Source organism: Rubritalea profundi, assembly GCF_002954445.1.
Lineage (GTDB): Bacteria > Verrucomicrobiota > Verrucomicrobiia > Verrucomicrobiales > Akkermansiaceae > Rubritalea > Rubritalea profundi.
In genome coordinates, this window is the sequence record NZ_MQWA01000001.1 from 1,255,663 (window position 1) to 1,282,314 (window position 26,652).

At 49.7% G+C, this 26,652-nt stretch carries 24 protein-coding genes and 2 pseudogenes; 17 read left to right on the top strand and 9 right to left on the bottom strand.

The features are described from left to right. Positions 1-148: 148 nt before the first annotated feature. The 9 genes from BSZ32_RS05455 (at position 149) to BSZ32_RS05505 (ending at position 9,591) form a co-directional block, all read left to right on the top strand. Positions 149-748, top strand: a complete 600-nt coding sequence (locus BSZ32_RS05455; RefSeq protein WP_105042495.1) for a prepilin-type N-terminal cleavage/methylation domain-containing protein — start codon at positions 149-151, stop codon at positions 746-748. Between the two features lie 70 nt (positions 749-818). Beyond that, a complete protein-coding gene (locus BSZ32_RS05460) occupies positions 819-3,710 on the top strand; it encodes a M16 family metallopeptidase (RefSeq protein WP_105042496.1) in 2,892 nt (963 codons plus the stop codon). 19 nt (positions 3,711-3,729) lie between these two features. Further along, a complete protein-coding gene (locus BSZ32_RS05465; RefSeq protein ID WP_105042497.1) occupies positions 3,730-4,110 on the top strand; it encodes a hypothetical protein in 381 nt (126 codons plus the stop codon). A gap of 14 nt (positions 4,111-4,124) precedes the next feature. Continuing rightward, positions 4,125-4,904 (top strand): hypothetical protein, encoded by a 780-nt coding sequence (locus tag BSZ32_RS05470; RefSeq protein WP_105042498.1) that lies wholly within the window; start codon positions 4,125-4,127, stop codon positions 4,902-4,904. Positions 4,905-5,009: 105 nt separating this feature from the next. Further along, entirely contained in the window at positions 5,010-5,594 is a 585-nt protein-coding gene (gene hisB, locus BSZ32_RS05475; protein WP_105042499.1) for an imidazoleglycerol-phosphate dehydratase HisB, read from the top strand. A gap of 68 nt (positions 5,595-5,662) precedes the next feature. Next, positions 5,663-6,277 carry an imidazole glycerol phosphate synthase subunit HisH gene (gene hisH / locus BSZ32_RS05480; RefSeq protein WP_105042500.1) on the top strand — a complete coding sequence of 205 codons (615 nt, stop codon included), beginning with the start codon at positions 5,663-5,665 and terminating at the stop codon, positions 6,275-6,277. 131 nt (positions 6,278-6,408) lie between these two features. Further along, positions 6,409-7,578, top strand: coding sequence for a tyrosine--tRNA ligase (gene tyrS / locus BSZ32_RS05485; protein WP_105044778.1), 1,170 nt, complete (start codon positions 6,409-6,411; stop codon positions 7,576-7,578). Between the two features lie 984 nt (positions 7,579-8,562). Then, positions 8,563-8,874 carry a hypothetical protein gene (locus BSZ32_RS05500; protein ID WP_105042502.1) on the top strand — a complete coding sequence of 104 codons (312 nt, stop codon included), beginning with the start codon at positions 8,563-8,565 and terminating at the stop codon, positions 8,872-8,874. Between the two features lie 141 nt (positions 8,875-9,015). Further along, positions 9,016-9,591: a DUF6036 family nucleotidyltransferase gene (locus BSZ32_RS05505; protein ID WP_105042503.1), complete on the top strand. Its 576-nt coding sequence runs from the start codon at positions 9,016-9,018 to the stop codon at positions 9,589-9,591. Positions 9,592-9,690: 99 nt separating this feature from the next. On the opposite strand, the gene BSZ32_RS05510 is transcribed toward BSZ32_RS05505, so the two are convergent. After that, on the bottom strand, positions 9,691-10,386 hold the full coding sequence (locus BSZ32_RS05510) for a pseudouridine synthase (RefSeq protein WP_105042504.1): 696 nt from the start codon (positions 10,384-10,386) through the stop codon (positions 9,691-9,693). 193 nt (positions 10,387-10,579) lie between these two features. Here BSZ32_RS05510 and BSZ32_RS05515 point away from each other — a divergent pair, with 193 nt between their 5' ends. Continuing rightward, complete coding sequence (locus tag BSZ32_RS05515) at positions 10,580-10,819, top strand: hypothetical protein (RefSeq protein ID WP_105042505.1); 240 nt, start codon at positions 10,580-10,582, stop codon at positions 10,817-10,819. 105 nt (positions 10,820-10,924) lie between these two features. Here BSZ32_RS05515 and BSZ32_RS05520 read toward each other — a convergent pair whose 3' ends face one another. From BSZ32_RS05520 to BSZ32_RS05530, 3 genes and pseudogenes are all read right to left on the bottom strand, one after another. Then, the gene (locus BSZ32_RS05520; RefSeq protein ID WP_105042506.1) at positions 10,925-12,079 is read right to left on the bottom strand and encodes a sulfatase-like hydrolase/transferase; all 1,155 of its coding nucleotides are present in this window, start codon (positions 12,077-12,079) and stop codon (positions 10,925-10,927) included. Continuing rightward, positions 12,080-12,223: pseudogene (locus BSZ32_RS20540) on the bottom strand (sulfatase-like hydrolase/transferase); the annotation flags it as partial. Between the two features lie 256 nt (positions 12,224-12,479). Then, positions 12,480-12,779, bottom strand: a complete 300-nt coding sequence (locus BSZ32_RS05530) for a hypothetical protein (RefSeq protein ID WP_105042508.1) — start codon at positions 12,777-12,779, stop codon at positions 12,480-12,482. Between the two features lie 158 nt (positions 12,780-12,937). Here BSZ32_RS05530 and BSZ32_RS05535 point away from each other — a divergent pair, with 158 nt between their 5' ends. Both BSZ32_RS05535 and BSZ32_RS18705 read left to right on the top strand, forming a co-directional pair. After that, a complete protein-coding gene (locus BSZ32_RS05535; protein ID WP_129589608.1) occupies positions 12,938-13,483 on the top strand; it encodes a hypothetical protein in 546 nt (181 codons plus the stop codon). 278 nt (positions 13,484-13,761) lie between these two features. Continuing rightward, entirely contained in the window at positions 13,762-13,938 is a 177-nt protein-coding gene (locus tag BSZ32_RS18705; RefSeq protein WP_165788664.1) for a hypothetical protein, read from the top strand. Between the two features lie 339 nt (positions 13,939-14,277). On the opposite strand, the gene BSZ32_RS05545 is transcribed toward BSZ32_RS18705, so the two are convergent. The 4 genes and pseudogenes from BSZ32_RS05545 to folP all read right to left on the bottom strand — a co-directional run bounded on the left by BSZ32_RS05545 (position 14,278) and on the right by folP (position 20,162). Continuing rightward, positions 14,278-14,742, bottom strand: coding sequence for a hypothetical protein (locus BSZ32_RS05545; protein WP_105042511.1), 465 nt, complete (start codon positions 14,740-14,742; stop codon positions 14,278-14,280). A gap of 93 nt (positions 14,743-14,835) precedes the next feature. Beyond that, positions 14,836-16,275, bottom strand: coding sequence for a DUF1501 domain-containing protein (locus BSZ32_RS05550; protein ID WP_105042512.1), 1,440 nt, complete (start codon positions 16,273-16,275; stop codon positions 14,836-14,838). A 7-nt stretch (positions 16,276-16,282) separates the two neighbouring features. Further along, positions 16,283-18,711 (bottom strand): annotated as a pseudogene (locus tag BSZ32_RS05555) (PSD1 and planctomycete cytochrome C domain-containing protein). Positions 18,712-19,322: 611 nt separating this feature from the next. Next, complete coding sequence (gene folP, locus BSZ32_RS05560) at positions 19,323-20,162, bottom strand: dihydropteroate synthase (protein WP_105042513.1); 840 nt, start codon at positions 20,160-20,162, stop codon at positions 19,323-19,325. 79 nt (positions 20,163-20,241) lie between these two features. On the opposite strand from folP, the gene BSZ32_RS05565 reads away from it, so the two are divergent. The 5 genes from BSZ32_RS05565 to BSZ32_RS05590 all read left to right on the top strand — a co-directional run bounded on the left by BSZ32_RS05565 (position 20,242) and on the right by BSZ32_RS05590 (position 26,031). After that, complete coding sequence (locus BSZ32_RS05565; RefSeq protein ID WP_129589609.1) at positions 20,242-20,844, top strand: hypothetical protein; 603 nt, start codon at positions 20,242-20,244, stop codon at positions 20,842-20,844. A 5-nt stretch (positions 20,845-20,849) separates the two neighbouring features. Continuing rightward, the gene (locus BSZ32_RS05570; RefSeq protein ID WP_105042515.1) at positions 20,850-22,034 is read left to right on the top strand and encodes a hypothetical protein; all 1,185 of its coding nucleotides are present in this window, start codon (positions 20,850-20,852) and stop codon (positions 22,032-22,034) included. Between the two features lie 379 nt (positions 22,035-22,413). Further along, on the top strand, positions 22,414-23,004 hold the full coding sequence (locus tag BSZ32_RS05575) for a DUF4202 domain-containing protein (RefSeq protein ID WP_105042516.1): 591 nt from the start codon (positions 22,414-22,416) through the stop codon (positions 23,002-23,004). A 200-nt stretch (positions 23,005-23,204) separates the two neighbouring features. Then, on the top strand, positions 23,205-24,137 hold the full coding sequence (locus tag BSZ32_RS05580; RefSeq protein WP_105042517.1) for an SgcJ/EcaC family oxidoreductase: 933 nt from the start codon (positions 23,205-23,207) through the stop codon (positions 24,135-24,137). Between the two features lie 436 nt (positions 24,138-24,573). Next, on the top strand, positions 24,574-26,031 hold the full coding sequence (locus BSZ32_RS05590) for a tetratricopeptide repeat protein (protein WP_105042518.1): 1,458 nt from the start codon (positions 24,574-24,576) through the stop codon (positions 26,029-26,031). Positions 26,032-26,102: 71 nt separating this feature from the next. Here the strand turns inward: BSZ32_RS05590 and BSZ32_RS05595 are convergent, their stop codons facing one another. Then, a complete protein-coding gene (locus BSZ32_RS05595; protein ID WP_105042519.1) occupies positions 26,103-26,273 on the bottom strand; it encodes a XapX domain-containing protein in 171 nt (56 codons plus the stop codon). Positions 26,274-26,652: the final 379 nt, after the last annotated feature.

Below are 26,652 nucleotides of genomic sequence, written 5' to 3' on the forward strand. Positions count from 1 at the left end.
GCAAGATAACTTTCACTTGCCGCCAGGCGACCAAACACCTACACTCACAGAGTACACATTGTAGATACGATGATCTTAAATTCCGAATGGGGAGTTGCGGTCATCCATTTTTCCTGCCATCCATACTCCACTTCATTTTAAACAACCTATGAAAAAGCTTATCCATCCTCGCGCTCACAAAGGTTTCTCCCTCGTGGAACTGCTCGTCGTTATTACCATCATCGCAGTTCTAGCTGGAGCATCCTACCCGGCTATCATTGGAGCTATAAAGACAGCTAAAATCGCAGAAGGTAAGAAAGTTGCCAACGACATCGTCGTTGCTATTGAAGGTTTTGAACAGAAATACGACTACCTCCCATACACCGCTGGAACAACCCCAGATGAAGTGGAAGTTTACACAACTGACAATGCTGACCTTCTTGAGGTTCTCATGGGAATGGAAAGCACACCTGACATAAACCCGAACAATATGTCATTCTTAAGTGCTGACTCAACATCTAAGGGCGTCAACGGCCTCATATATACCGGCGACACTCTCGAGGAATTAGTTGACCCCTGGGGCTACCACTTCATCATTGCTATTGATTACACTGGTGAGAACGAAATCGACCTTGGAACAGTTGCTGGTTTCGAGGCGTATAAGGATAACGATGATTCTCCTATTGTCGCACGCTCAAGACCTGCAGTGGCTGCATCCCCAGGTCCAGATGCCCTTTTTGATGACGTAGACGACGTCAAATCTTGGTAAAACACCCCCACCAAACAACTCTAAACACGTGCACCCTACCGCACGTGTTTTTTTATACCCTACACCAAACATGAAAAAATCGATCCCACTCATCACCACCATAGGCATTGCTTGTGTGGGTGGCTTTGTACTAGCGCAAAAAGAAGCGAACAAACCGACGTCACTCGTCGCAGCTAAAACCGATACCCAGCGCGCAACGGGAAAGGCCCGACCATGGGCTCAAAGCGATTCAGACATTTCTGTCGACGAGAAAGTTGTCTACGGAACCTTAGAGAACGGCATGCGCTACATCATCTGTAAGAACCCACTCCCACCCAAGCGTGTGAGCATGCGTCTCCACGTCGATGCCGGTTCGCTCAATGAAGCGGAGAACCAGCGTGGCGTAGCACACTTCCTCGAGCACATGGTATTCAACGGCACCAAACATTTCCCAGATGCTACTAAGTTGATTCCTCAAATGCAGCGCCTCGGCATTGCTTTCGGAGCACACGCTAACGCCTACACCTCCTTTGACGAAACAGTCTACATGTTAGACCTCCCTAACATTGATAAATCAACTCTAAATCTCGGTTTCGCGGTCATGGGAGATTTCGCTGACGGAGCATTGTTAGAAAATTCTGAGATTAATGAAGAACGCGGAGTCATTTCCTCTGAGAAAACCTCTAGAGATTCTGTTGGATTGCGTATGTTCGAGAAGCAGTTCTCAGCACTCCTCCCCAATTCGATCATTCCCAAGCGCCTCCCTATCGGCACTGACGAAGTCATCGCTAAAGCTCCGCGCGAGCGATTCGTAGATTTCTACACACGCTTTTACACTCCAGAGAAAATGACCTTCGTCTATGTAGGCGACCTCGATGTAGCTACTGCAGAGCAACGTATCCAGGATACCTTTGGGTCGATTAAGAACCCAAAAAAACCTGGGCCGAAAGCTAATTTAGGAGACATTTCCTCCCAGCAAGGCTTCAATATATCCGTTTTCACGGACAAGGAACTCAGCTCCACCGAGATCTCATTGATTCACACTCAGCCACATTCCTACAAGACTGACAGCAAGACGAAACGCATAGAGTCGCTTAAATTCAATATCGCTCACGCTATCATCAATCGTCGTTTTTCACGTCTAGCGAAAGAAGAAGGAGCAGTAATCACATCTGGCTCAGCATCACGTAGCGTCTTTATGCGCGACCTCGTGCTTGGCAGCTTTGATGTCACAGCTCTCAACAACGATTGGAAAGCAGCCCTAGCAGTACTCGAAAATGAATTCCGCAGAGCTCAGCTCTATGGTTTCACTCAGTCTGAGTACAAGGAAGTCGTAGCTGAGTTCATCAATGCGTATGAGCAATCCGTAGAAACTGCCCCAACTCGCAAGTCCGACAGCATTGCTTCAAACCTCACCGAGCACGCCCACACCGATGCCGTTTACTCTACACCAGAGACCGACCTAGTTATTCTTAAAGAGAACTTGAAGAGTCTCAGCCCAACCCAAGTGCATGATGCGTTCAAAGCATTCTGGAACACACCAGACCTCCACCTCATTTTAAGCACCCAAGCTGCCGAAGCTGACTCAAAAGAACAGCTCAAAGAAATTTATAAATTCCAAACAGGGATCGCGTTGGAGGCTCCAATTGACAAAAAAGTTTCGGCATTTGCCTATACCGATTTTGGTAAAGCGGGAACAGCAGGCCCTACCACACACATCAAAGACCTAGACATCCATCAATGGACTTACCCGAACGGCGTGAAGGTCAACTTCAAGCAAACTAACTTTGACAAAAACTCCATTAGCATGGTTGCCAGCTTTGGTACGGGAAAGGCCGGCATGCCTATGACCACCATAGGACTAGACACTCTAGCTGGCGCTATCTTCAGCGCAGGGGGACTAGGGAAACACAGCAGTGACGAGCTACGCACTATCCTAGCGGGCCGCAATGTCGGCGTGGGATTCAATATTGGTGATGACAGTTTCTCTCTCAGTGGCAGCACCACACCAAAGGATCTCGATCTCCAACTCCAGCTTCTCACCGCCTATCTCACAGACCCAAGTTTCCGGCCAGAGGCTGAACGCCAATTCAAAGCAATGCTACCGAAGATTTATGCGCAACTAAAGCACACAGAACAAGGACCTCTAGGTAAAATGTCTGCCTGGTTCGTTAACAACGATCCACGCTTCGTATTCCCAAGCGAAGAACAGGCAAAGGCTCTATCAAGCAGTCAAGTGAAAGCCTGGATAAGCCCGCAACTTACACATAATTCGTTAGAAATATCAATCGTTGGTGACACATCAATTGACACAGTCCAGGCAGCTTTAAGTAAAACGCTAGCAGCTTTACCTACGAGAAACACAAGCAACGACATTCCCATCGAGAACCGGACACTAACAATAGCTAAAACACCAACAGAGAAAACCTTCACCTATCAAAGTGAAATAGAAAAGGCCATCGCCATTGTTCTCTGGAAGGCTGATGATGCAACGGATAGAAACCTCAAAAAGGTGAGACGAGCTGGACTCCTTGCAGATATACTCGATGAACGCATGAGAGTCGAACTCCGAGAAAAACTGGGTGAAGCATATAGCCCGTTTGCTAGAGCATCACTCTCGCAAACCTTTAAAAATAAAGGTTCTATCATGGCGTATAGCCCAGGAAAACCAGCCAACACTGAAAAAGTGGGTAAAATCATCGTCGAACTCGCTAACACACTTGCCAAGGAAGGCGCCACACAAGATGAACTCGATCGTTGTCTTAAACCAAAATTCGGACTTCTTGAAAAATCGTTACGTCAGAACTCCTACTGGCTCGGCACAGTGATGGACAGAAGCCAGGCCTACCCCGACAAGATCGAGGCGGCACGCTCCCGTGACGCCGACTACGCCAGCATCACCCTTGAAGAAATAAATACCCTTGCCAAAAAATTCTGCCTGAAAGAGAACAGTGCTAGAATATCCATTTCGCCTTCTAAATAATTTGCAAAACACACCTATTATGAAAACGCCATTCATCCTAACATGCTCACTCGCCGCTGGCCTACTTTCGGCACAGGCCGACACATACAAGCTAAAGAACGGTCGCTCCTTCGAAGGTAAAATCGCAATGGAGACCGAAGACTCCTACATTCTACTTATTGAAATCCAAAAAGGCGTCCGTGATGAAATTACAGTGAAAAAATCAGACGTCGAGTCCATCTTAAAAGAAGACAAGTCACATGACGCTTTCAAAAAAATTCTAACGTTGCTCCCCATTAGCGACCTTCTAACTGAAAAAGACTATCAAAACCTCATCAGTAAAAATCTCACTCCATTTCTAGAGGAATACCCAACATCAGAGCACTTGGCTGATGTCAAAAAAATTGAACTACGTTATTAGACGAGCAAGCAAGGGTGAAGGCTGGGGAACTCAAGATCAATGGAAAGTGGCTCAACACTGAAGACCGCGCTGCTAATAAATATGAAATTGAGTCAGCTCTGGCTCTGAAACCAGTTCTCGTCCATGCCAGAAATCGTAGATTCGGTGCGGCGCTCATTGCTTTAGCTGCACAAGAAAAGACATACCAGAATACCATACCCTATCACGAAGCATTGAATTTGAGTCTTCGCTTCCTTCCTATCTACAAATCGCAAGCGCAAAAAATTGTCAATAACGCCGATGAGCTCATCAGAAAGCGTGACCTCTCACTCTCCCGTCTCTCTAGCGGAGATAAAACTCGAATCGAAAGAATTCTAGCGGAGGAAGAAGCTCAGTACCAATCGCAGCTTACCAAGGCCAAGGGATCAGGTGGGAAGTGGCTCCCACTCAACCGATTCCATCCAGAATCGGCAGAGACTGTTTTGAAATCCATTGAGTCCGAATCTAATCGTCTCCAAAAGATCGCATCTGAAAAGTACATCGATGGAGGTGCTCTCTATCGCGAATTTCTTCAATCTATCGACAAGAACGACCTCGATTCGGCAAAACTCCAACTGAGTGAGTTCGGTCGTACTCGTCCACCTAAGGAGTACAGCGATGACCTTCGGGATCAACTATCTGCAGCCCTGGCGCAGATAAAACTCATCGAAGCGCAAAAAAAAGCCGAAGCAAAAGAAGAAGCACGCAAAGCGAAAGAAGAAGCACGCAAAGCGAAAGAAGACGCTAAGAAAAAAGCTAAGAAAAAGAGTAAATAAATTCTTCCAACATGCACAGCTCTCAAAGCCAGATTTCGCCCAGCGGAATCTGGTTTTATTTTGGATTGAACTTCCCGCCAGCTGACGCACAATGCCACCAATCCTATGAGAACAGCATCACAGAAGCGCGACACCGCTGAGACAAAGATCAACCTCAGCCTCAATATCGACGGCTCAGGCAAGAACCAGATCGATACAGGCATTGCCTTTTTCGATCACATGCTCACCTTGTTTTCACGTCATGGGCTCATCAACCTCGAAGTTAAAGTAGATGGCGACGTGGAAGTAGACTTCCACCACACAGTCGAGGACACTGGTATCGTTATCGGCGAATGCCTCAGAAAAGCTCTCGGCGACAAGAAAGGCATCACCCGCTACGGTCACGCATACCTCCCAATGGACGAGACGCTTTCTCGCGTAGTCGTTGACCTCTCTAACCGCCCTCATCTCGAGTTCAAATTCCCACCGGGCACACCTGATGCTCAGAACTTCCCATTCTCACTCGTAGAAGAATTCTTCCGTGCGATCGCCTGTAACCTCCGTGCTAACATCCACGCCGAAGTCCTCTACGGTCGTGATGGGCACCACATTGCCGAGTCCCTCTTCAAAGGCCTCGCACGCGCACTGCGTATCGCGATGGAGAACGACCCACGCGTTGAAGGAATCCCAAGCACAAAGGAAGTCCTGTAATTCTTATTTTGCGTTAGCAAACTGGCTACACGTAATACTTAAAACTTAAAACATAACACAACGAAGTTATGAAAGTCGGCATCATCGACTACGGCGCGGGAAACCTCCAAAGCGTCCTCAATGCATTTCACGCCCTCGGCGCGGAAGCAAATCTCATCACCACCCCTGCTGAGCTCGCAGACCTCACCCACCTCGTACTCCCGGGCCAAGGTGAATTCGGCGATTGTTCACGCAAGCTCGAAGCCTCTGGCATGACTCAGCCGATCAAAGACTGGATCACAGCAGATAAACCATTCCTCGGAATCTGTGTCGGTTACCAACTCCTGTTCGAAGGCAGTGAAGAATCACCGACATCTAAAGGGCTCGGCATTTTCAAAGGTCAGAACGTCAAGTTCACTGATGAAGCTGGTCTCAAAGTCCCACACATGGGATGGAATGGTGTCACTCCACAGAATCCTAACCTCAGTATGTGGAACGGCATGAGCGATGAACCGTATTTCTATTACGTTCACTCCTACTTCCCTCAAGCTGAAGAAGCTGACGTCGTAGCCTGTGTCACCACCTATGGAAACCAAACCTTCCACGGAGCAGTCACACGTGGCAATCTCATCGCCACCCAGTTCCACCCAGAGAAATCCCAGCACGCTGGACTCCAACTCCTCAAAAATTTCCTAGCTCTCTAGCTTTTTTTAACCACAGATTTCGCAGATTAGACAGATTTTCAAATTCTGTTAATTTTGTGAATTCTGTCAAAAAAATCAACCACGAAGCGTCCACTGGCAACTTCACACTTCTAACTTATCACTTTTTTCCCATGTCTACTCATTTAGAACAACTCATCGGCGGCACCGCCAAAGTCCTCTCTGAAAAAGAACTCGCCGAAAAACTCGAGCTAGGCCGCCCACTCCGCGTCAAACTCGGAGTCGACCCAACAGCTCCAGACATCCATCTCGGCCACACAGTCGCGATCGAGAAACTCCGCCAGTTCCAACAACTAGGTCACACAGCCGTACTCATCATCGGCGACTTCACTGCCACCGTCGGCGACCCTACTGGACGCTCCGCCGCCCGCCCACCAATCACCCGCGAAGAAGTCCTCGCCAATGCCGAAACCTACACCACTCAGGCATTCAAGATTCTCGACCCAGAGAAAACTGAAGTCGTCTACAACGGCGATTGGTTCAACAGCATGACCTACGATCAGGTGCTCAAACTGAATGCCAGAGTCACGCTCCAGCAGATGCTCCAGCGCGAAGACTTCAAGTCACGTCTCGCTGAGGGCAAAGAAGTGCGCCTCCACGAGATCCAGTACCCGATCATGCAAGGCTGGGATTCAGTCGTCGTCAAAGCCGATGTTGAAATCGGTGGCACCGACCAACTCTTTAACATCCTCGTCGGCCGTGACCTGCAGAAGGAAGAAGGCATGGCCCAACAAGTCGTCATGCTGATGCCTCTACTTGAAGGTCTCGACGGCGTGAAGAAGATGTCCAAGTCATCCCACAACTACATCGGAGTCTCCGAGCCTCCGGCTGAAATGGTCAACAAACTCATGAGCGTCTCTGACGACCTGATGGACAAGTACTACCTCATGCTCCTCGGCACATCACGTGACGAGTCCCTCCACCCGCGTGATGCCAAGCTAGAGCTCGCACGCCAAATCACCGCACGCTACCACGACGAAGCCGCTGCTACCGATGCCGTCCAAAAATGGCTCGACCGCTCAAAAGGTGACCAAGGGTCTGGCGCCACTGATGTTCATCTAGCAGACTTCCCGACCGAGCTCACAGTTCTATCACTAGCGTCTAACGCATTCCAAATTGGCTTCAAGCTGAAGAAGTCGAACGGCGAACTCAAAAAGCAATCGATCCAGCCCGGTGCGATCCAGCTCAACGGAGAAAAGCTCACCGACCCGAATGCCGCCATCACACCAAAAATCGGAGACATCCTCCGCCTTTCTAAGAAGCATACTGTGAAGTTTCAATAGTAGCGAGTAGAGGCAGTAGCGAGTAGTCGAGGCTCATTCCAATTCTCCAATAGGCTCTATACTCAAGTATAGAGCCTATTTTATTTAAATAGCATGAAGCGCCTGTTATGAACAAAGCCTCTCTATTTGCGCAGGAAAACGTCATTCTAGACCCCATCATTCCAGGTTTAGCACAAGCCCATACCCCTCAAGGTTTATGCTATTCTGCCAACCATCATTGCTTTTTCATCAGCCATTATAAAAAGGGAGCCCCATCGTGCGTCACTGCTATCAATACCAAAAAGCCAACAAATCATAGCGACCTTCCAGTTATATGAGTCTCGCGACCAGCCCCATACCGACCATGTAGGAGGCGTTATACCATTTCGACAGTTAGATTGGTGGAATGGTGCTGGAGATCGTTGATTGTAGCAAGGCGGGAGGAGGAAACGTAGCGGGCTACCTGACAGACGACTAACGCAGCTAGAATCAACGATCTCCTGCACCTTCACACTTTTCAGCTCTGCTGACTGACTAAAATACCGAATAACACCCATTCCTTCAAGATAACTGTCGAGATGGTATTAGCTATTACAACAATTCGCTGTCTGTATATTGACTCAGGTAAACATGTTCTTTTATTTGCATAGCCCGCTCGGGACAGCTAGTTACGGGAACAAATGCTCACTCCTACACAAAGGAAAATTCACAACCGACTACTACGTCTATCAGCAAAGCGCATAGAAATCTGAATGGTCCGACACCGATTGGAGGACACCCAGACGACCTTGGAGTTGGCAACAGGTACTGGTGAAGCGTGAGCACTGTCACGTTGTGATCGCGGAGATCATCCATTGTCTTTTCCTCTTGAGTCTCGCCGAGTCCGCGCATGAAGCCCGATTTCACAGCAGCCTTGCTAAAAGACAATTGCATTGCCCGCTAGTTTCCCTTAGAAGCAACTTGGTTCCTTTACAAAATAGATTTCCCTACCTAGTTTTATTGTTTATGACTGAGAGCGATATGGTTAAAGCAATTCTTGCCCGCAAAAAAGCAGGTATTGAGCGCATGTGTGCGCGTCAGCAGCGGGTACACACTCGTCTAGCTGAATATGTAGAAGCCCATCCTGAGGTCATCAATGACGGTCTAACCAAAGTGCGAGAGCAATTGGATAGACCACTTTGTACAGCCCAAGAGATCTACAAAGAATGGGAGCGCATTCTTTGTCTCAAGTCAGCGAGCTACGTTGCCGCGATTTTACGCGACACATCGGCGACCACCGAGCAACTCCGCGCCTGCGCTCCATTTACTTTGGTGTAAATTGTTATTAGCCTCTGCTAACGAGAGTCATCAGAAAACTATATTCTCATTGATTAAGAACGATTTCGACACAAATGAGAGCTTCCTAAATTCTGCTAGGCCTGCTCACTTTTGTGATGCCAGAAACAGGGCAGATAGCATATGAATCAGACAGTAGTGATGTATTCCCCAAGAGAGCTTTTCGAAGAAGATTTAAAAACTGCGCTCAAGGCCGCTGCGAAGGCTTATGACCGCAAGCGTTTTGTGGTGGTGGGGTCGGCATCGATTTTGGCATCGCACCCCGATGCTCCAGGTTACTTGAGGCTTTCAGCAGATATAGATATGTTTCCGATTCGAAAGCTAAAAACGGAAACCTTCAAGCCGGGAGACGATCTAGTCGGGCAGGCCAGTCAGTTCGAAAACGAGCACGATTTTTACGTCGAGCGGGTGGGGGACTGGACGATGCTTTCTCAGCCAGATGGTTGGCTGGAGCGCTGTGTGAAATTTGAAGTTGAGGAAATTACTGGCTATTGCTTGGACCCACTCGACTTGGCTTACAATAAGAACGAAGCCGGGAGGAAAAAGGATATTTATTTCGTCGCTGGGATGATCAATGAGGCGATCATCACGCGTGACGAGTTAGAGGGGTTTATCAAAAAATGTTGCCCACACCCCGAGTTGCTACCGACGGTAGAAAAGCACTTCGCTCTGGTCTGCGAAGAATTGGACGGAATCTAGGGAGAGTGGAATTATTGTCCATCGAAAATCTCATACCTGGAGATGAAGGAACTTACAAAGATTGTAAAACGAGCGCGAAAATGGAGATTTAAAGGCCCATCAAGTGATCCGAGCAAAAGACTTCACTTCGTCGTTGGTTAAGTAACGCCATTGGTCGAGGGGGATGTTTAAGGGTATTTCGCCAATTTTTTCACGGTGCAACGAGGTCACGCGATTGCCGATAGCGGTGAACATGCGCTTGACCTGATGGTATTTACCTTCGGTGATTGTTAAGCGAGCTTCTTTCTGACTGAGGACCTGTAAATCTGCCGGTAGAGTCAATTGGGATTCACCTTGCAATTGCAGACCTTCTTTAAACTTATCGATCAAGCCTTTCGATAGATCTCGAGAGAGACCGATACGATACACTTTCTGACAATTTTTCGATGGTGTGATGATATCATAGGTCCAACGGCCATCATCGGTGATCAGCACTAGACCAGTGGTATCGACATCCAAACGCCCAGCCACATGTAATTCTGAAACTTTATCGATCTCCAAGGAATTGAAGAGAGAGGGATAGCCTTCATCGACATTCGAGCAGATCGTCCCCAAGGGTTTATGCATCAGAAGGTAACGGAATGGCCGAGCCTTCAGTAATTCGCCATTGAGAGTGATGGTATTATTCTCGTGTACCTGTGCTGCCTCATTAGAGATCTCTTCACCGTTGACCCTAAGCTGGCCATCATGAATCAACTCAGTAGCCTGGGCCTTCGTATGTTCAGTACTTTTACAGACAAATTTATCTAGGCGCATGAGATGCTCATTAAGTTTAAAAATTGGAGCTCCAGCAACTGCTTAGACCATTTACTTTACTTTTTGCCCCAATTCTTCCTTTTTTCTTGTTTCATACGGCTTTCAGAATGTATGAGAACTGCGCAGCAGCTGATATCGTCGCTGCATCGAGCAGGACTCACCTGTGTCAGAAGAACTACAACGAGATTATCCCATGGCCTTCACACCAAGCAAAGATCAGAAACGCCGCGACCGAGAGCAGAAGAAGCTGGATAAGCGGTTGGCTCGCGAAGATGCGAAGGCTGAAAAGCTCGTAGCCCAGATGGCCGCCAAGGAAGCGGCAGATGCCGTTAAGGATCCCTCTGAGATGACCGAAGAAGAGCTCAAAGCGAAGGAAGAGGCTGATTTTGAGGCCGAGCTCGCAGCAGAAGAGGCTGCGGCCTTAAACAGCTAGAATCTCGCCTTTTTAAGGTGGGTTGTTTGAGAGTGACATTGAGAGGCGACTAAGCGGCATACTCCATACAGTCCACTAGAGGCCTGCCCGCTAGTTCTTGACGCGCTACTTTTTACGCGGGCGGATTGGCCCCCAAAAGCTCGCCTCCTCGATCAACTGCGCTTCCTTCTTCAGAAGTTGCTCACGTAGGGTACTCACTAGGTCGAGCTTTTCAGGTGCGCGATCAAAGCGCTCTGAATTGTCTTGTTCGACTTGGAAAAGTAAGGGCGTATCTTCGAACGCTTTAAATCCATAGTTGTCACCACGCTGAGAACCTATGCGTATATGTAACTTCCACGGTCCCACACGAAGAGCCGATGGTTTGTTATCACTATAAGAATAGAGAAACTCAAAAGGTGGGACTGCTTGTTTCGTACTCATCAGATACGGGCTAACATCGCGTCCATCAATACTTCGATCTTTAGGCAATTCACCACCGACGATACTCACCAATGTTGGCAACACATCCAGAGTACTCATCGGGTTCTGAATCACAGTGTTAGGCTTGATCATTCCAGGCCAATAGAAAATCCCAGGAACTCGGTGTCCCCCTTCCCAGGTCGACCCTTTACCATCGCGGAATGGCATAGCGTATCCGACGTGCATCCGCGCCTCGCCATACTTGGTCTTTTCCGACTCACGGTACTTCACCCATGGTCCATTATCTGATGAGAAAATGATAAGGGTATTCTTACTGATTCCCACTTTTTCGACAGCATCCAACACCCGACCTACTGAATCATCGATCTCGGCCATCACATCACCTAACAATCCTCTACGAGAAACTCCTTTAAACTTATCGCTGGCGAACAAGCCGAGGTGTGGTTGATTGTGTACTATATAGGCGAAGAAAGGTTTCTCTTTGTTCTTTTTGATGAACTCTACGACAGCCTCGGTGTAGCGGCCCGTGAGTGACTCAGACGCCTTGATGTCTGATGGGAGGTTCTTAGCTATTACCGAGTAGCCTTTGATCGGATCATCCCCCTCTGGATCACTCTTCAGCAACATCGCACTACCATAGTCGTGAGAGACATTTGTCCCAATCCAACTCTCAAATCCGTGGGCTAAAGGCAGCGCATCGGAAGACATATTATTTCCCTTATTCGGCGTGCCTAGGTGCCACTTTCCAAACATCCCAGTCGTGTAGCCCTGTGATTGCAGAGCCTCTGCAATAGTGGTCTCTTTGGTATGAGTGTGTCGTGCCGCACTAGGCCCAATCACCTAGGATCCTAAACCTGACCGCGCAGGGTATCTCCCCGTGAGTAAGCTATACCGCGAGGCACTACAGGCTGCAGTGGCCACATAAAATTGAGTACAATTCGCACCACCATGCGCTATTTTCGAGATGTTCGGAGTCGACAGAGTAGGATTACCATTATGCGCTTAGTCTCCGTAGCCACTGTCATCGACAAAGAAAACGATAAACATTCGGTTTATCAGTCGCTTCACGCGCCTAAATTGTAGGAACGGCAAGCAAGGATGAGGCAGCCAGCGCGATGGGAAGATGGAGTTTCATAAATGAGATAGATACAATACTGCACCGGCGGGAGCTGCAACTAGCTTCCCTATAGGCTACAAAATAGCAGCTTAAACTCTTAAGCTGCTTAAATATGTAGTGGGATTACTTCCCTTTGCTGATGAGTTTGGCGAGTTGACTCGCTTTGTCCAAAATAGCTGCCGTGTCACATCCGTGTGAGTAATAATTCTTCAAAAGCATAGCGATCATGCTTGGAGTAAGCTTATAAGGCCGAGCTGAGAGAGCGTCACGGAGACCTTGTTTTTCATTGTCACGTAAGATAACAATGGCTTGCTCGTGGAGTTCTTTCGGGATCAATTTTTCGATCTCTTCTTGAAGTTTTTTAGGAGTTGATTTTGGAAATCCGAAAGATGAAGTAGGAGTGTTTTGTTGTTCTTCTGACATAGTGGTTTGATGTAGTGAGTGTTGCTGTTTATGAAATCTTAGATCTCAAGGATTGAGGAGGCAAGAGTTCTAGATCCCTATATGTCAATCATCAGAAGAGTCAATAGAAACAAAACTACCGACCAATGAACAATAATTCTCACGGTCAGATCCTATAAATGAGTCCCGTCGATTCCACCATTCACCCAGACTGGGGCAGATCTCCGAGATACCCGGCGAGGCCTACGTGGTGCTCAGTGGAAGTCATCGATGAGATGGCTGGTATCGATACCCGCACGGTGCTGTATTACCACGTAATAGGGGTCATCTTCCCGGTCAGCGATGCCATGGAGTTTGATGGTAATGGCCTGCGCCATATTTGCCGACTCGAGCAACTGCGGCAGTCACACGATCTCTCAGACAGCGGGCTAAAACTGACCGCCGAGCATCGCGCTCTTTTTGTCGAGATCTTCAAAACCTACCCCGACACCGACTTCCGCGAATACGATTACATCATCGCCAACATGCCGCGTATCGGCAACACAGCCTTTGGTGAGCGCGATGACATCGCCATTCCCTACCGCGGCGAAAAACTCAATGTTGCCATGAATATCTCCAGCGCTAGCCACACCGTCCTAGCTCATGAAGTCGGACATCTAATGGGGCTGCCCGACTTGTACACCTATGGTGGTGTCAAGGGGCCGAAAAACCCGGCAGGCCCGTGAGACATCATGTCGAGTGCCGGACAGAGCACCGGTTTTTTTCGGCTGGCATCGACATAAACTCAAGTGGCTTGACGCCGATAGAAAAGCCTATCTCACCAAGAGCAGCAACTCGCTGGAACTCACGCCATTGAGCGCGTCCTCCGGGGTTTCGATGGTTGTCGTGCCGGTGGATGACCCGGCCCGACCGAGCAAAGTCTTCGTTATCGAAGTCGCCCAGCCCCTTCAACCGAAAAAGGGAATGGAGCACAAAGCCGAAGGTATGCTTGTCTACAGTGTGGATGCGACTCTCGCCAGCGGGCAGAATCCGGTCGTGGTTTATCCGCTGCCTAGACATGAACGATGCGGCCTTTCACGCCGGCGACAGCTTGGACCATAAGAACGTACCGTTCCGGCTAAAGGTGCTGAAACGTAACGCCAGTGGTGGCTACAGCATCGACCTTCAACTCAAGGACTGAGAACAAGACGAGAGAAATAGGGACAGTAAAAGATAAGGAGTATTTCTATCTACCCCTAACCAGTGTCTTTTTGCTACTTTAGCTCGAATTTTTTCCACGGCCAATATGGAAGCATCGTTTTGGTGCGGACGTATGAGTTTGTTGATCGTCATCATCCCAGAGGTCGCGCCATCCAGATAGAGGGCTGAAATACAAATCATCAAGGAAGCCATCATAACTCTCTGACGAGTTTTAAACTCATATAGATACTTACTACAACTCACTTCAGACTAATATTGTCTATCCTCTGTTTAATCAGGGGGAGCGGGGCCAGCCGTGGGTCACCTTCAACCGTTATGGCTAGTTCTGCGTAGGCTTCTCACCTGCGGGTGTTCCTCGCTTGTTAGCTACTGGCTCGATCAGTCTTCCAGCGCTCCGCGCCGAATCGACCAATTTCTTGATGTAAGCCTGATCTTCCAGCGAGAGCGAGGTCAGCGGCAGGGTGAAATCTTTCTTGCCGATCAGCAAGCGGATTTTTTCTGCCTCCACGATACTGACTTTACCGGTCTTTTTTTCAATGGCGAAGGCAAGTAGTGAGCCTGTGATTTTCTTCTGGTCGCTGCTCTTCCAGACTCTCTCCGGGCTGACCACGACGAACTGGATCGTCTTGACGGTCTTCTTTGTCGTCTTCACTTTATCAGCAGGTTTGACGTTGATGCCGGCAGAGTTGAATCCATCGCTGCTTAAGCCACTTGATTGGGAGAAAGCCGAAGTCGTAGCAGCGGCGAGGATGAGGAGAGTTGCTAGGAGTTTGGTGGTTTTCATGAATTTGTTAGGGGGGCTTCGGGTGATCGTTTTTTCTCGGAATTGACCCCGGTCTTCACCAGAGCCTTATAATATTGTCAGTCTAATTTTATATCAGGCGATGATCTCTTTGACGACTCGGGATAGTTCCACTCCTGTGAGCTTTTGATCCAGACCCTGGTGAGGGTAGCTTAAGCGGTTGTGGTCGAGCCCGAGGAGGTGAAGCATGGTAGCGTGGAGGTCGCGGACATTCACCGGGTCCTCGACGACGTTGTAACTAAAGTCATCTGTTTTTCCGAACTGGATACCTCCTTTAACGCCACCTCCAGCCATCCAACCGGAGAAACATCGTGGGTGGTGATCCCGGCCGTAATTGTCTGCAGTAATGTTTCCCTGGCCATAGACAGTCCGGCCAAACTCACCGGCAAAAACGACAAGGGTGTCTTCGAGCAGACCGCGCATTTTAAGGTCTTTTAGTAAAGCCGCCGTCGGTTGATCGACATCCTGGCATTGCCCCTTCATGTTTTCAGGTAACTTTGTGTGGTGATCCCAGCCTCGGTGGAATAGCTGCACAAAGCGAACGTCGCGCTCAGCCATGCGGCGTGCTAATAGGCAATTTCGGGCGTAGGAACCAGGCTTATGGACATCCGGTCCATACATATCTAACACTTCCTTTGGTTCATTGGAAATGTCGGTTAACTCGGGCACCGAGCTCTGCATGCGAAAAGCCATTTCTTGCTGGCTGATTGTGGTCTGGATTTCAGGGTCACCTATCTCGGAGAAGTGCTTGCGGTTCACTTCGTCCAGAGTATCTAACATCCTGCGTCTCACCCCGGCATCGACTCCATTTGGATTGGAAAGAAAGAGAACTGGATCGCCTGTGCTTTGGAAGGAAGTGCCCTGGTGCTTAGAGGGCAAGAATCCGCTACCCCAAAGTCGCGAATAGAGAGCCTGCACATTCACCTTTCCGCTCCAACGAGCAGAAGGCATCACCACGTAGTCAGGCAGGTTCTTGTTCAGCGAACCGAGGCCGTAGCTCAGCCATGCGCCCATGCTTGGTTTGCCGGGGATTTCCGAGCCGGTACAAAACGAAGTCTTGCCGGGGTCGTGATTGATCGCGTTAGTATTGAAGGAATGGATGAGGCACAAGTCATCCGCAACGCTTGAGAGGTGAGGCAATAATTCGCTCATCCAGACGCCGCTCTTACCTTGTTGGCTAAACTTGAATTTGGACGGGACGACGAGTTGCTTTTTGCCGAGCGTCATCGCTGTGACGCGTTGCCCTTGGCTGATCGACTTCGGCAACTCGGTTTTGAAGAGTTTGTGTAGATCGGGTTTGTAATCGAAGAGATCGATCTGACTCGGGGCACCTGCCATAAAAAGGAAGATCACGCGTTTGGCTCGAGGCTTGTGATGGCAGCCAGCTTGAACAGCGGCATTGCCAAGCTGTGGCACAAGTGAGGCCAAGGCAGTTGAACCCAGTCCCATACCGGTGTTCAGGAGAAATTGGCGGCGCGATTGGTTGATGGAGGGTTCTGAGAAGTTAAAATTCATGGCAAAGTTATTCCCGGGTTTTAGTGATATCCAAATTATAAAGTGTGTTAACGAGGACGGTCCATGAGGACAACTTAGCCTTCGATCCGGCATCTGGTAGTTCGAGTCCCTCGCAGAGCTTTTCGGCCAGAGCACTATTCGCTAGATAAGCGACTTCGAGATCCTTCAATAGTTTGATCAATGTCTCACCCTCTAAAGCGTCGGGGAGTTTTGAGGTTACCGTTTCGTAAACGAAATCGACCTTGCTTGCTCTGAGAGTTCCTTATTAGCGAGAGCGTCCGCGGCAAGCTTGCGTGCGGCCTTCATGTACTCGGTCTCATTCAGCAGTAACAGTGCCTGGGTGGAGGTATTTGTGCGTTCACGGCGAGAGATACAGGCATCACGGATGGGTGAGTTGAGAATCGTCATCTGCGGAGGCGGTATCGCCCTTTTCCAGAAGGTATAGACACTGCGGCGATAGATGGACGCACCCGTATCGGGTTTGAAGCTCTCATTGGTCATGGACACGGCCCTCCAGAGCCCATCGGGCTGCGGTGGCTTAACGCTTCTGCCATACATCTCTTTCGAGAGCAGGCCGCTGGTCACTAGAATCTGGTCACGGATCATTTCAGCATCCATCCTGAAGCGCGATCCGCGAGAGAGTAGTCGATTTTCCTGATCTTTCCTGAATTGTTCAGGAGTGGCGACTGACGACTGCCTGTAAGTTTTCGACATCACCATTTGTTTTACCAGCGCTTTGATGTCCCATCCTGATTTGACAAAAGAAACGGCTAGGTGATCTAGCAGCTCTGGGTGGCTGGGGACTTCGCCTTGGGTACCGAGATCCTCGGACGTCTTGACGAGTCCCACTCCGAAGAATTGTTGCCAGAAGCGGTTCACGGCAACTCGCGCGGTCAGCGGGTGCTTGGGATCGACGAACCATTCGGCTAAGTCCAAGCGTGAAGCGACTTTGCCAGCCATCTTAAGCGGAGGGAGAAAACCGGGAGTCCCACGCTGCACTTGCTCACCTGGAGCATCATACTCGCCACGGACTCTGACGAAAGTAGGTCGAATTTCCTCCCGCTCTTTCGACACCATCGCCTTTGAAATCGATCTATCAAAGTCGTTTCGCAGCTTGCGCACGCTTCCTAATTTGGCCCTAGCAGCCTGGGTCTTTTTCCCCAATGCCGCTTTCTCCGCTGGTACTTTCGCCTTTCCTGCTGCGGTCTTGGCGGCATTCAATTCCTTGGATAGGCTCGCCATCTGTAGTTCAAAATCAGCAAGCTGCTGCTTTTTCTCTGGACTAGCCATAATGATGAAAGGAGCCTGGAGACCATCCCTTTCACCTCCCTTGGTTTCGGGCTCTGCATCGAAATTGTTGAAGAAGGCATATAGGGAATAAAAATCCTTTTGAGTAATCGGATCGTACTTGTGATCGTGGCACTGAGCGCACTGCACGGTCAGTCCCATGAACGCCGTTCCAACCGCGGTGACCCGGTCCAGCACATTCTTGAAGTGGCTTTCCTCTGGTAGGGCGGTGCCCTTGTCAATAATCAGATGGAGCCGATTGAATCCCGATGCCACCATAGCATCATTTCCAGCGTCCGGAATCAAATCACCCGCTAGCTGGTAGCGTAGAAAGTCGTTATAGCCGAGGTTGTCGTTGAAGGCGCGAATCACCCAGTCCCGATACGCAAAGTTGTTTCGATAGAAATCTTTGTGCATGCCATTGCTGTCGGCAAAACGCACAAGATCCAGCCAGTAACGAGTCATATGTTCGCCATACCCTGGCCGAGCAATAAGATCATCAACAAGTGACTCATAGGCGTTTGAGCGGTCGTCAGCGACGAAAGCCTGCACCTCTTCAAGAGTCGGGGGCAGTCCAGTAAGGTCAAAACTCAATCGGCGAATCAAGGTCCGTTTGTCCGCTTCGGTTGATGGTTTGATCCCCACTTTTTCCAGTCGATGAAGAATATGAGAATCAATAGCTTGGTCACTCCAGTCACGTTTCTTCACCTCGGGAGTCTCCGGTGCTTGCGGAGGAACGAACGCCCAGAACTTCTCGTATTTTGCCCCCTGCAGAATCCAGCGCTTGACGATCTCTCGCTCACTTTGGGAAAGCACTTTTTTATGCGAATCTGCCGGCGGCATCACATCATCCTCATCGGTAGTAATGATCCTCTGCCACAGCTCGCTCTTTTTAAGAGATTTAGGCACTAGGGCTGTAGAGCCTTTGTGTGTGCGATAAGCACCTTCCTTGCCATCGGACAGATCCAGCCGAAGGTGAGCTTCGCGGTGGTTGGCATCAAAACCGTGGCAGGCAAAGCAACGGTCAGAAAGTATCGGTCTGACATCGAGGTTGAAGGAAACCTCGTCCCCCGCTTGTGAGACTGTGAGCAGTTGAGGAAGCACACCAAAGATAGCAACGAGGAAGGAAAATCTCTGGGAGTTATTCATGATTGTTTGCTATTACTAGGAATTTACTTTTCGAGGGAAGTGGTTGGAGAGCATCGAGTTGGGGGGAGAATGGGTGTGCTGGAAAAGGTAGGACGAAAATGACGAGTGCGCAATGGCCTGTTCCTTTTCTTCTTCATATTTCCATAATATGTCACGTATGACCTCCTTGAATTCACCTTCCTGCCACCCTTTGCTCCATCTACTTTCACAGGTCTCAACACTACTATGGTGGCTCTGACTTCTTGCTCACTCCGGCAGTTCCACGGATATCTATTTCTTCCAACAAGATCTCTCAGCTTAGTTCACTAGCACTTCTCTAGATCCTGCCCCCAATCATCCCATGAAGTCCTCCGAGGCGTTGTGTAGTCTTCCTCTTTGGTTCCCGCGATGTGCACTATTTAACGACGAGCCGTCGACCAATGTGCTTTCTACACTCGCTCCATTTGCTAACTTTCAGCACAATGTGTCCGTGCGTTCACAGACGCGCTGATGTTGGAGCTTCAGCCAACGGGCACTTTTACTTATATATACCTATATATATGCGGCTGCGCCTTTGCCTAGGCTGGTTTGATTTTTATCGTTAGCGAAAACTTTGATTAGACATCACCAACTTACTCTAAATTTAGCACAGCTTCAGCCATCCGCATCGCCTCAAAGTTAGGCTTCACCTGGTGGACTCGGTGCACCTGAGCGCCTGCCATCCGTCCTAGACTCGTGAGAGCTACAGTGCCAGTGTCGCGATCCTCGGCAGTTTCCAGTCCTAGCACGGCTCCAATCATTGACTTTCGAGAGACTCCCAACATTAGCGGACGGTCATTCACCTGCAAGGAGGATAGCCCGTGCAGCAGCTGCAAGTTGTGCTCCACGGTTTTTCCAAAGCCGACGCCTGGATCAAAACAAAGCGACTGAGGATTCACTCCTAATTTCACCAATGTCCTATAGCGTTCTTCAAAAAATGCTCTCACCTCGCGCAGCACATCTTCATACACTGGCTTACTCTGCATGTAATCAGGCATCCCCTGCATATGCATGACAACCACTCCCACTCCCTCCTGTGCACAAACTTTAGACATATTGACATCCCCCATCAGTCCTGTGACATCATTGACTATATCTGCGCCGGCCTCGATCGCCTGACGGGCGACTTCCGCCTTGCTCGTGTCTATCGAGATCAAACAATCACTCACCTCACGGAGCGCTCGGATCACTGGAATGACTCGCGCTAGCTCTTCTTGTTCAGAAACTTTCGGCGCACCCGGTCGAGTGGATTCGCCTCCGACATCGATAATCTCAGCTCCATCCTGCAGCATCCCTATAGCATGCTGCACAGCTTGACGAGGGTCGGCATAGCTGCCTCCATCAGAAAAAGAATCCGGGGTCGCGTTGAGAATCCCCATGATGAGTCCCCTCTCTGTGAGGTCGATAACTCGACGTCTTGTTTTCCAGCGCATACTGTGAGTAAGACATTCTATAGCACTCTGGCAAACTGAAAACTTGCAAGCTGCCGAAATAGTTGCTTATCTACTCGGTATGACCACTATACCTCGCATCTTCGCCTTGATGCTCGCTGCCTGTGCCTGCCTCCAAACTCCCGTGGATGCTCAGAAAAAAAGCACCAGTAAGTCAGGGCACCTTGCTCGCATTTCTAAAAATAGGGATGGCTCGACCACTAAATTTGTGCGCGACCCAGGGAATAGAACCATGAAAAAGCTCACCTACATTGAGACAGCCAATGGCGAGAAAGTCGTACGCTCACGCACATTCTACCGACGTGATGTATTCGGCAACCTCCGCAGCGGAGAAATTTATGATGGCCAAAAAAAGAAGCTATTTCGCGTGGTCTACGGCTACCACGTAGACACTGGCCGGCTGATCGCTGAAGACATGTTCGACGCCCGAGTCAGACGCACCTACCCAAATGACCCCAGCAAGGAACAACCCGTACGCGCCACTCGCTACCACTACAACGCTCAGGGAGAACGTAGTGCCCCGACCACCTTCACCTCGCAGCCCGGAAGATCCTCTGAAGATCTCATGGGTTGGTTAAACCGCAATAAGCCATTTAGTGACGTCGACCGTGATCCCTTCAAAAAAGTCCCAGCCAACCCGAACGCCAAACTGCTAGGTCAATAGCCACGATGCGACCGACGCATCAGCTCACAATTCTCAGCTTCGGAGCCTTAGTCCTAGGCACCTATCTCTACGTCCAGCACTCCCTTGCTAGACAGACAGCTAGCGAGTCAGCCGAAAATCCTCGCACCCAAGAATACATAGCGGAACTAGAGACCGAGCTGGAACAACTGCGCGGTGACAATGCCTCACTCCGCGCACTGATCGCTTCAGATGCCCCGATTGAGCTAGAAGCTGGGCTAGTCAGCTTTGTCGAAAAAGACCTTGGACTGAGCTTTCGGACACCACCGATTGCTCTCATCCGCAGTGACGACACCTTGCGTGAAGCCGCTGGCCAACTCTGGCTCGGCGCCTTTAGCGAGGTCGGGCTAGAAATCCGCAGCTACGCCTATGACATCCTCGGCATCCTGCCACCGAACCAAAACTTCATCGGCCAAATCATCGCCGCTGAGACCACTGGCGCAATAGGCGTGTACGATCACAGCTCCGCAGAAATCCTGCTCGCTCCGCACTACGACAACGAAAACATCCACCACCAAGCGGGCCTCATCCGGCTGCTAGCCATCTTGCTGCTCGAGCAACACGCCCCGCTGCCCAATCCGCTAACCGACGACCAATTCTTTTGCTATCTCGCGCTCCACCGTGGTCGCGCCTCGATGCTGCAAGACCGGTTCTACGCAATCCAAGCCCGCAACATTGGCTTTGTAGATAGCGCTGCAACCACCGAAGCCCAGGAACTCTTTAGCGCGCTCCCGCCTCTCGTCCGCTACATCACCACCTTTCCCAATCAATTCGGCAAAGACTTCCTCGCTAGACTTCCAGACAAGCAAGCCATCGACCTAGCCATTCGCTCGACCAACTCGAGCAGTAAAAGCATCCTCCTCGGCAGTCCTTGGACCGAGACAAATTTCACCCCAAAAGAGGGCGATTCAGTCCAGCTCTCGACTCAGCTCGCGCACTCACCCTCAAAGGCTTCCTCGCTCAGCTCGAACTTAGCGAACAAGAACTCAAAACCGCCCTCAAAGCCTATCAAAACGATTCTCTCACTATCACTACCGAAGGCGAAAAATCTGCAACCACCACTTGGACACTCAACTGGAACTCAGCATCAGCTGCCGCCTCCTTCCATCAGCAAGCTCGAGAAATTATCAGCTCTCTCCCCACACCACCAACTCTCGTTCTTGACGGATTGAACGTCACACTGAGCGTTTCCGAGCTTTTGGCTGGCTCCTAAGCAAATAAAATGAGCTACGCCCACCAAACGTCCGACTCAGACATTCAGCGCTCTCCTTGATAAAAATAATCAAGGGTGAAAACCGCTTGTCATCATCTTGAACGACTAGATACCTGCTCGAAGTTGCCATCAATCCTAGCAGTTTTTCACAAGCGAGAAAACCACCTCTCAGGTGTTGCGGAGAAACATTACTTTAGACTAATGAGATTTGTGCGGATTCGTGGTTGAGAAATACTTCACCTTGCTGGCGCGTTCAACGCTTTCGTTTTTTTTCGCGGTAACAAATGATTCGAGTCTTCATTGTTGTGTTAGGAGAAGGAAAGGTTTAGTCTACTTCTATGGAAAAGGATGCCTTGTTTGAAGTCGCTTTCGAGAAGTTTGATGCCGCGAACTCGCTCGACCCACGGCAGTGGCTGGTGGATGGAAAGAGTTACCCTCAAGAGTGCTTTTTCGCAGAGCAGCACACAAAGTGGATATTGAAACTTGACCCAGACGCTTCAGATGCACTCTTATTAGCCTCACGTTGCCAGCATATATGCCGCTGGGAAATACCGCGTAAAAGCTATCCTATGGATAGAGCCGGTTACCTCGCATGGCGCTCAGATCTTAAGAAATTCCACGCGGAGAAAGCTGGAACAATACTCAAGGATATCGGCTTCGATGAGGATACGGTATGCCGTGTGCAGCAATTGAATTTAAAGAAGAATCTTCAAAATGACTCAGAGTGTCAAATGTTAGAAGATGCACTTTGCTTAACGTTTATGGAATATCAATTTGATGATCTTATAGCAGGCACGGAGGAAGAAAAAATGATCAAGATCGTGCAGAGAACTTGGGGGAAAATGAGTGAGCGAGGTCACCAAGAGGCGCTCAAACTCAACCTCTCAGAAACCGCTCTAACCGTGGTTCAAAAAGCTCTCGCGAGCTAGGGGGCGGCGGAGGAAAATGATGGATAGGAACTATTTAAACTACCTTTCATCTTTGGCTCGAAGTTAGGAAAATTGTGCATCATTTATTAAATCAAACCCGCGAGGACTCCTAGTGGTTTTGAGTCTAAAGTGTGAGGGTATTTTAGTTATCCGTTAGATAGTTCTGGCACAGATTTGAAAGATCCGTTATGTGATGTGCTATGAAATATGTCATTTTCGGATCACTCCTAGCTATCAGTAGCCCACTCATTGCCGAGGAAAAAGCGGTAGCGGTGGTGCCAGATAAAGCGGCCAACCCAGAATGGGTGAAGCTAAAAACTGCTGCGAGCCGTTATGTGAAAGCCTTCAACGATAAGGACGCAGCAGCAGTGGCAGCACTGTTTGCTGACAATGGTGAGATTCTCCTGCATGAGGACCTGAAGATAGCTGGGCATGATGCCATCGAGCAGCACTACACACGGATTTTCGATAGTAATCATGAGGCAAAAGTAGCTTTAGAGGCGACCTCTGTGCGTTTTGTGACGCCTCGATTGGTGGTGGAAGAAGGTTCCGTCCATTATATTACGGGCGATGAGATCTCGACTCACCTGTATATGGTCATTCTAGCGCTGCAGGACGATGGTCAATGGCTCATTGTTCAATCAAGGAATCGCGAGGTTACTGACAGCGTGGCTTATGATAAATTGAGTGATGTCGAAGGGCTCATAGGTGACTGGGTTGCCTCGGTTGGTGACAATGGGAAGTTCACTATGGATTTTCGTTGGGAGCCATCAGGAACCTGGATGATAGGTCGTGGACGTTATGTGTCACCAGACACTGACCCTGTAACTATGACTGTCCGCATTGGCTGGAACCCTGCTTTAGCTAAAATCGTTTCGTGGACATTTGATTCCGAAGGTGGCTTTTCCAAAGCGGTGTGGACTGAGTCCTCAGACAAGTGGGTGATGAAGGCTCTGGGAGTCAACGGTGAAGGTGAAAGCACCTCAAGCACACAGTCCATTGAAGTGGTGGATACCGAAGCGGTACTTTGGAGTTTCACCAGCCGAGTCATCGGAGACGATATGGAAGATGATCGATCGATCAAACTCGTGAAAACGCCACCTAAACCATTTTTAACCCCAAAATCAAAGTAACAGGATGAAACTCAGTCTAGAAAATATCTGTAGCAAACAATTGTTATGGCTCATGGCATCGACAATCGTTGCGATGCCTATATTGGAAGCTCGCGCTGGTGGCCGAGGTGGCGGCGGTGGCGGCGGCCGAGGCAGCGGTGGCGGTGGCGGTGGCGGTGGACGTAGTTCCTCAGCTAAGTCATCACATCGTTCTAGTAGTCATCGAACTCCGATGACTGGATCGAGGGCGAAGCCTGCTTCAAGACCATCTACAAAGTCTACTAGGCCAAGCTCTAGACCTTCTTCTCGTCCGAGTACACGACCTTCGACAAAACCTTCAACCCGGCCGAGCACCCGCCCCTCGACAAAACCCTCGACTCGTCCAAGTACGAGACCGTCGACAAAACCTTCAACCCGTCCAAGTAGCAGGCCTTCCCAGCCGTCTAAAAGACCATCAATGAAGCCTGGAGACTTGAAGTACGCAAAGCCTGCGGTTGGTTTCGATGGACGCCCTATGACGCGTCCTGGTCAAGGTGGTGCAGCAACGCGTCCAGCAACTCGCCCAGCGACTCGCCCTGGACAGGGTGGTGCTGGAGTACGACCTGGAACTGGTAGGCCGAGCACTGGTCGTCCCATTGCCAGACCGCCAATTACTGGTCGCCCCGGAAAACCGGGTAGACCTGGTGGTGGCTTGGCTGGAGGAAATCGCCCCGGCGTTGGTCACCGTCCCGGTGGAGGCAACGTCAACATAGGAAACAAGGTTGATGTCAATTTCTCACGCAATGTGAACTGGTCAGTCAACTCAAACCACTGGGGCGGACGCCCATGGTGGGGTGCTGGCTCACACCATTCGTGGCACCATGGTCATTGGCATTACGGTTGGCACCGTAGACCCTATTACTATCGTCCAGGCCGTGTGATTGCTTGGGGACTAGTCGGATGGGGAATTGGAAGCCTTATATTCGACTGTGGTTATCATAGTTACTATAACCCGTACCCCACACAGACCGTGGTGGTGTACAACAATGGTGGCAGTAGCAATGTGAATTACGCTGAGCCAGTCACAAGCTCTGCCGAAGCAGCGATCGAGCAGCGATCGGGCATGTCGGAGAAGGAAAGTGACACGCTTGCTAAAAAAGCGAGCGACTCCTTTGATGCCGCGGTGAAGTCTTTCAAGGAAAAAGACTATCTCAGTGCTCTTAAGAAAACCGATGAAGCAATCAGCTATGACCCTGGTGAAACGGTGCAACATGAGTTCCGAGCTCTTTGTTTGTTCGCTCTGCAGAAATATAGCGATGCGGCCTCAGTTCTGAACTCCGTGCTATCATCCAATCCAGGATGGGGCTGGGAAACGATGATAGGCTTGTACGATTCATCTGAGACCTACACTGCTCAACTTCGCGCATTGGAATCCTACGCAAATAAAAATGCCAAAGCCGCGGACGCTCAGTTCTTGTTAGGCTACCACTACATGACTGAGGGTCACATGAAGGAAGCGCAGGCAGCATTTGCTAAGTGTGTTGAGCTTCAGCCTCGTGATCAGGTTGCTAACGAATTACTCCGCCTTACTAAGAATTCATCTACCGGTGATTCCCAAGGAGAGTCGGACCCATCTCAGAAGGAATACACACCACCACCATTGGATCAAATTCAAGGGACGTGGACAGCTAAGAGTGGAGCTGGATCTATCAAGCTTACGATTGGGAAGGATGACAAGTTTACTTGGACGTATAATGACGGCAAGAAACCCTTCAAAATGGCAGGCGAAGCAAGCATGGATGACGGCTTGTTAGTCCTTGGTGGCGACGAAAGTCAAATTGTCGCAGCCATCGAAATGAAGGATAAAAAGACCCTGAACTTCGTCATTGCAGGCGGCCCAGATGGTGACCCTGGCCTCAACTTCATAAAATCATAGTTCATATGTTGAGCATCCTCCGTGCTGTTCATTCAGGGCGGGGGATTTTTGTTCTCAGTGAAAGGCAGTCTCTACGAAAAGAAGGATTTAAGAATCCATTGGTAGAGCTGGCCACCTAAGTAAATCCCCACAATCCCTATGATGCCAGATAGCACTGGTGGGGCTGGTAACGGGAGCTTAACCGCTGAAAAAATAACGCCGACTAACAGGCCAGCTAAGAGGGCTAATAGGATTTCTGACATAGAGGTAAATGATTGTGAATAAGCCTAACCGTAGAGCACTGCCCGCATCCCTTACAGTAAAAACTGAGGATCTTCCTCACCAGCGTCCTAGCCGTTTTGCCTGCCATCAGGCTGTCTAAGGTCTCAATGCCCAAAGTCGAATGAGATCGCGTGCTGTGACAAAACCTTGGAGTGCTGAGGCTTGACGCAGCTCTGGTGAGGCTGTGGTTTGACACGTGGGGTAGGAGGTCTTGCTGCTTGGTCCTACCGACGATTGTATCAAAGACCCATTTGAGATAGGCGTGCGCGTCTTTCCTTCACGTCTAGTATTGACCGCTTACGAAGAATCTGAACTCGTTCAGCTAAGGGCACCTCCGGCTCCTCCCGTTCTCGGTGTGAA

Excerpts from the sequence above, each read along its gene's own strand:
- BSZ32_RS05505 (WP_105042503.1), top strand. The coding sequence starts at position 9,016 with ATGAATCAGACAGTAGTGATGTATTCCCCAAGAGAGCTTTTCGAAGAA.
- BSZ32_RS18705 (WP_165788664.1), top strand. The coding sequence starts at position 13,762 with ATGCGACTCTCGCCAGCGGGCAGAATCCGGTCGTGGTTTATCCGCTGC.
- BSZ32_RS05565 (WP_129589609.1), top strand. The coding sequence starts at position 20,242 with ATGACCACTATACCTCGCATCTTCGCCTTGATGCTCGCTGCCTGTGCC.
- BSZ32_RS05545 (WP_105042511.1), bottom strand. The coding sequence starts at position 14,742 with ATGAAAACCACCAAACTCCTAGCAACTCTCCTCATCCTCGCCGCTGCT.
- BSZ32_RS05510 (WP_105042504.1), bottom strand. The coding sequence starts at position 10,386 with ATGCGCCTAGATAAATTTGTCTGTAAAAGTACTGAACATACGAAGGCC.
- BSZ32_RS05575 (WP_105042516.1), top strand. The coding sequence starts at position 22,414 with ATGGAAAAGGATGCCTTGTTTGAAGTCGCTTTCGAGAAGTTTGATGCC.
- BSZ32_RS05460 (WP_105042496.1), top strand. The coding sequence starts at position 819 with ATGAAAAAATCGATCCCACTCATCACCACCATAGGCATTGCTTGTGTG.
- BSZ32_RS05570 (WP_105042515.1), top strand. The coding sequence starts at position 20,850 with ATGCGACCGACGCATCAGCTCACAATTCTCAGCTTCGGAGCCTTAGTC.
- BSZ32_RS05595 (WP_105042519.1), bottom strand. The coding sequence starts at position 26,273 with ATGTCAGAAATCCTATTAGCCCTCTTAGCTGGCCTGTTAGTCGGCGTT.
- BSZ32_RS05515 (WP_105042505.1), top strand. The coding sequence starts at position 10,580 with ATGGCCTTCACACCAAGCAAAGATCAGAAACGCCGCGACCGAGAGCAG.
- BSZ32_RS05500 (WP_105042502.1), top strand. The coding sequence starts at position 8,563 with ATGACTGAGAGCGATATGGTTAAAGCAATTCTTGCCCGCAAAAAAGCA.
- BSZ32_RS05530 (WP_105042508.1), bottom strand. The coding sequence starts at position 12,779 with ATGTCAGAAGAACAACAAAACACTCCTACTTCATCTTTCGGATTTCCA.
- BSZ32_RS05550 (WP_105042512.1), bottom strand. The coding sequence starts at position 16,275 with ATGAATTTTAACTTCTCAGAACCCTCCATCAACCAATCGCGCCGCCAA.
- BSZ32_RS05455 (WP_105042495.1), top strand. The coding sequence starts at position 149 with ATGAAAAAGCTTATCCATCCTCGCGCTCACAAAGGTTTCTCCCTCGTG.
- folP (WP_105042513.1), bottom strand. The coding sequence starts at position 20,162 with ATGCGCTGGAAAACAAGACGTCGAGTTATCGACCTCACAGAGAGGGGA.
- hisH (WP_105042500.1), top strand. The coding sequence starts at position 5,663 with ATGAAAGTCGGCATCATCGACTACGGCGCGGGAAACCTCCAAAGCGTC.
- BSZ32_RS05535 (WP_129589608.1), top strand. The coding sequence starts at position 12,938 with ATGAGTCCCGTCGATTCCACCATTCACCCAGACTGGGGCAGATCTCCG.
- BSZ32_RS05465 (WP_105042497.1), top strand. The coding sequence starts at position 3,730 with ATGAAAACGCCATTCATCCTAACATGCTCACTCGCCGCTGGCCTACTT.
- BSZ32_RS05590 (WP_105042518.1), top strand. The coding sequence starts at position 24,574 with ATGAAGCCTGGAGACTTGAAGTACGCAAAGCCTGCGGTTGGTTTCGAT.
- tyrS (WP_105044778.1), top strand. The coding sequence starts at position 6,409 with ATGTCTACTCATTTAGAACAACTCATCGGCGGCACCGCCAAAGTCCTC.
- hisB (WP_105042499.1), top strand. The coding sequence starts at position 5,010 with ATGAGAACAGCATCACAGAAGCGCGACACCGCTGAGACAAAGATCAAC.
- BSZ32_RS05580 (WP_105042517.1), top strand. The coding sequence starts at position 23,205 with ATGAAATATGTCATTTTCGGATCACTCCTAGCTATCAGTAGCCCACTC.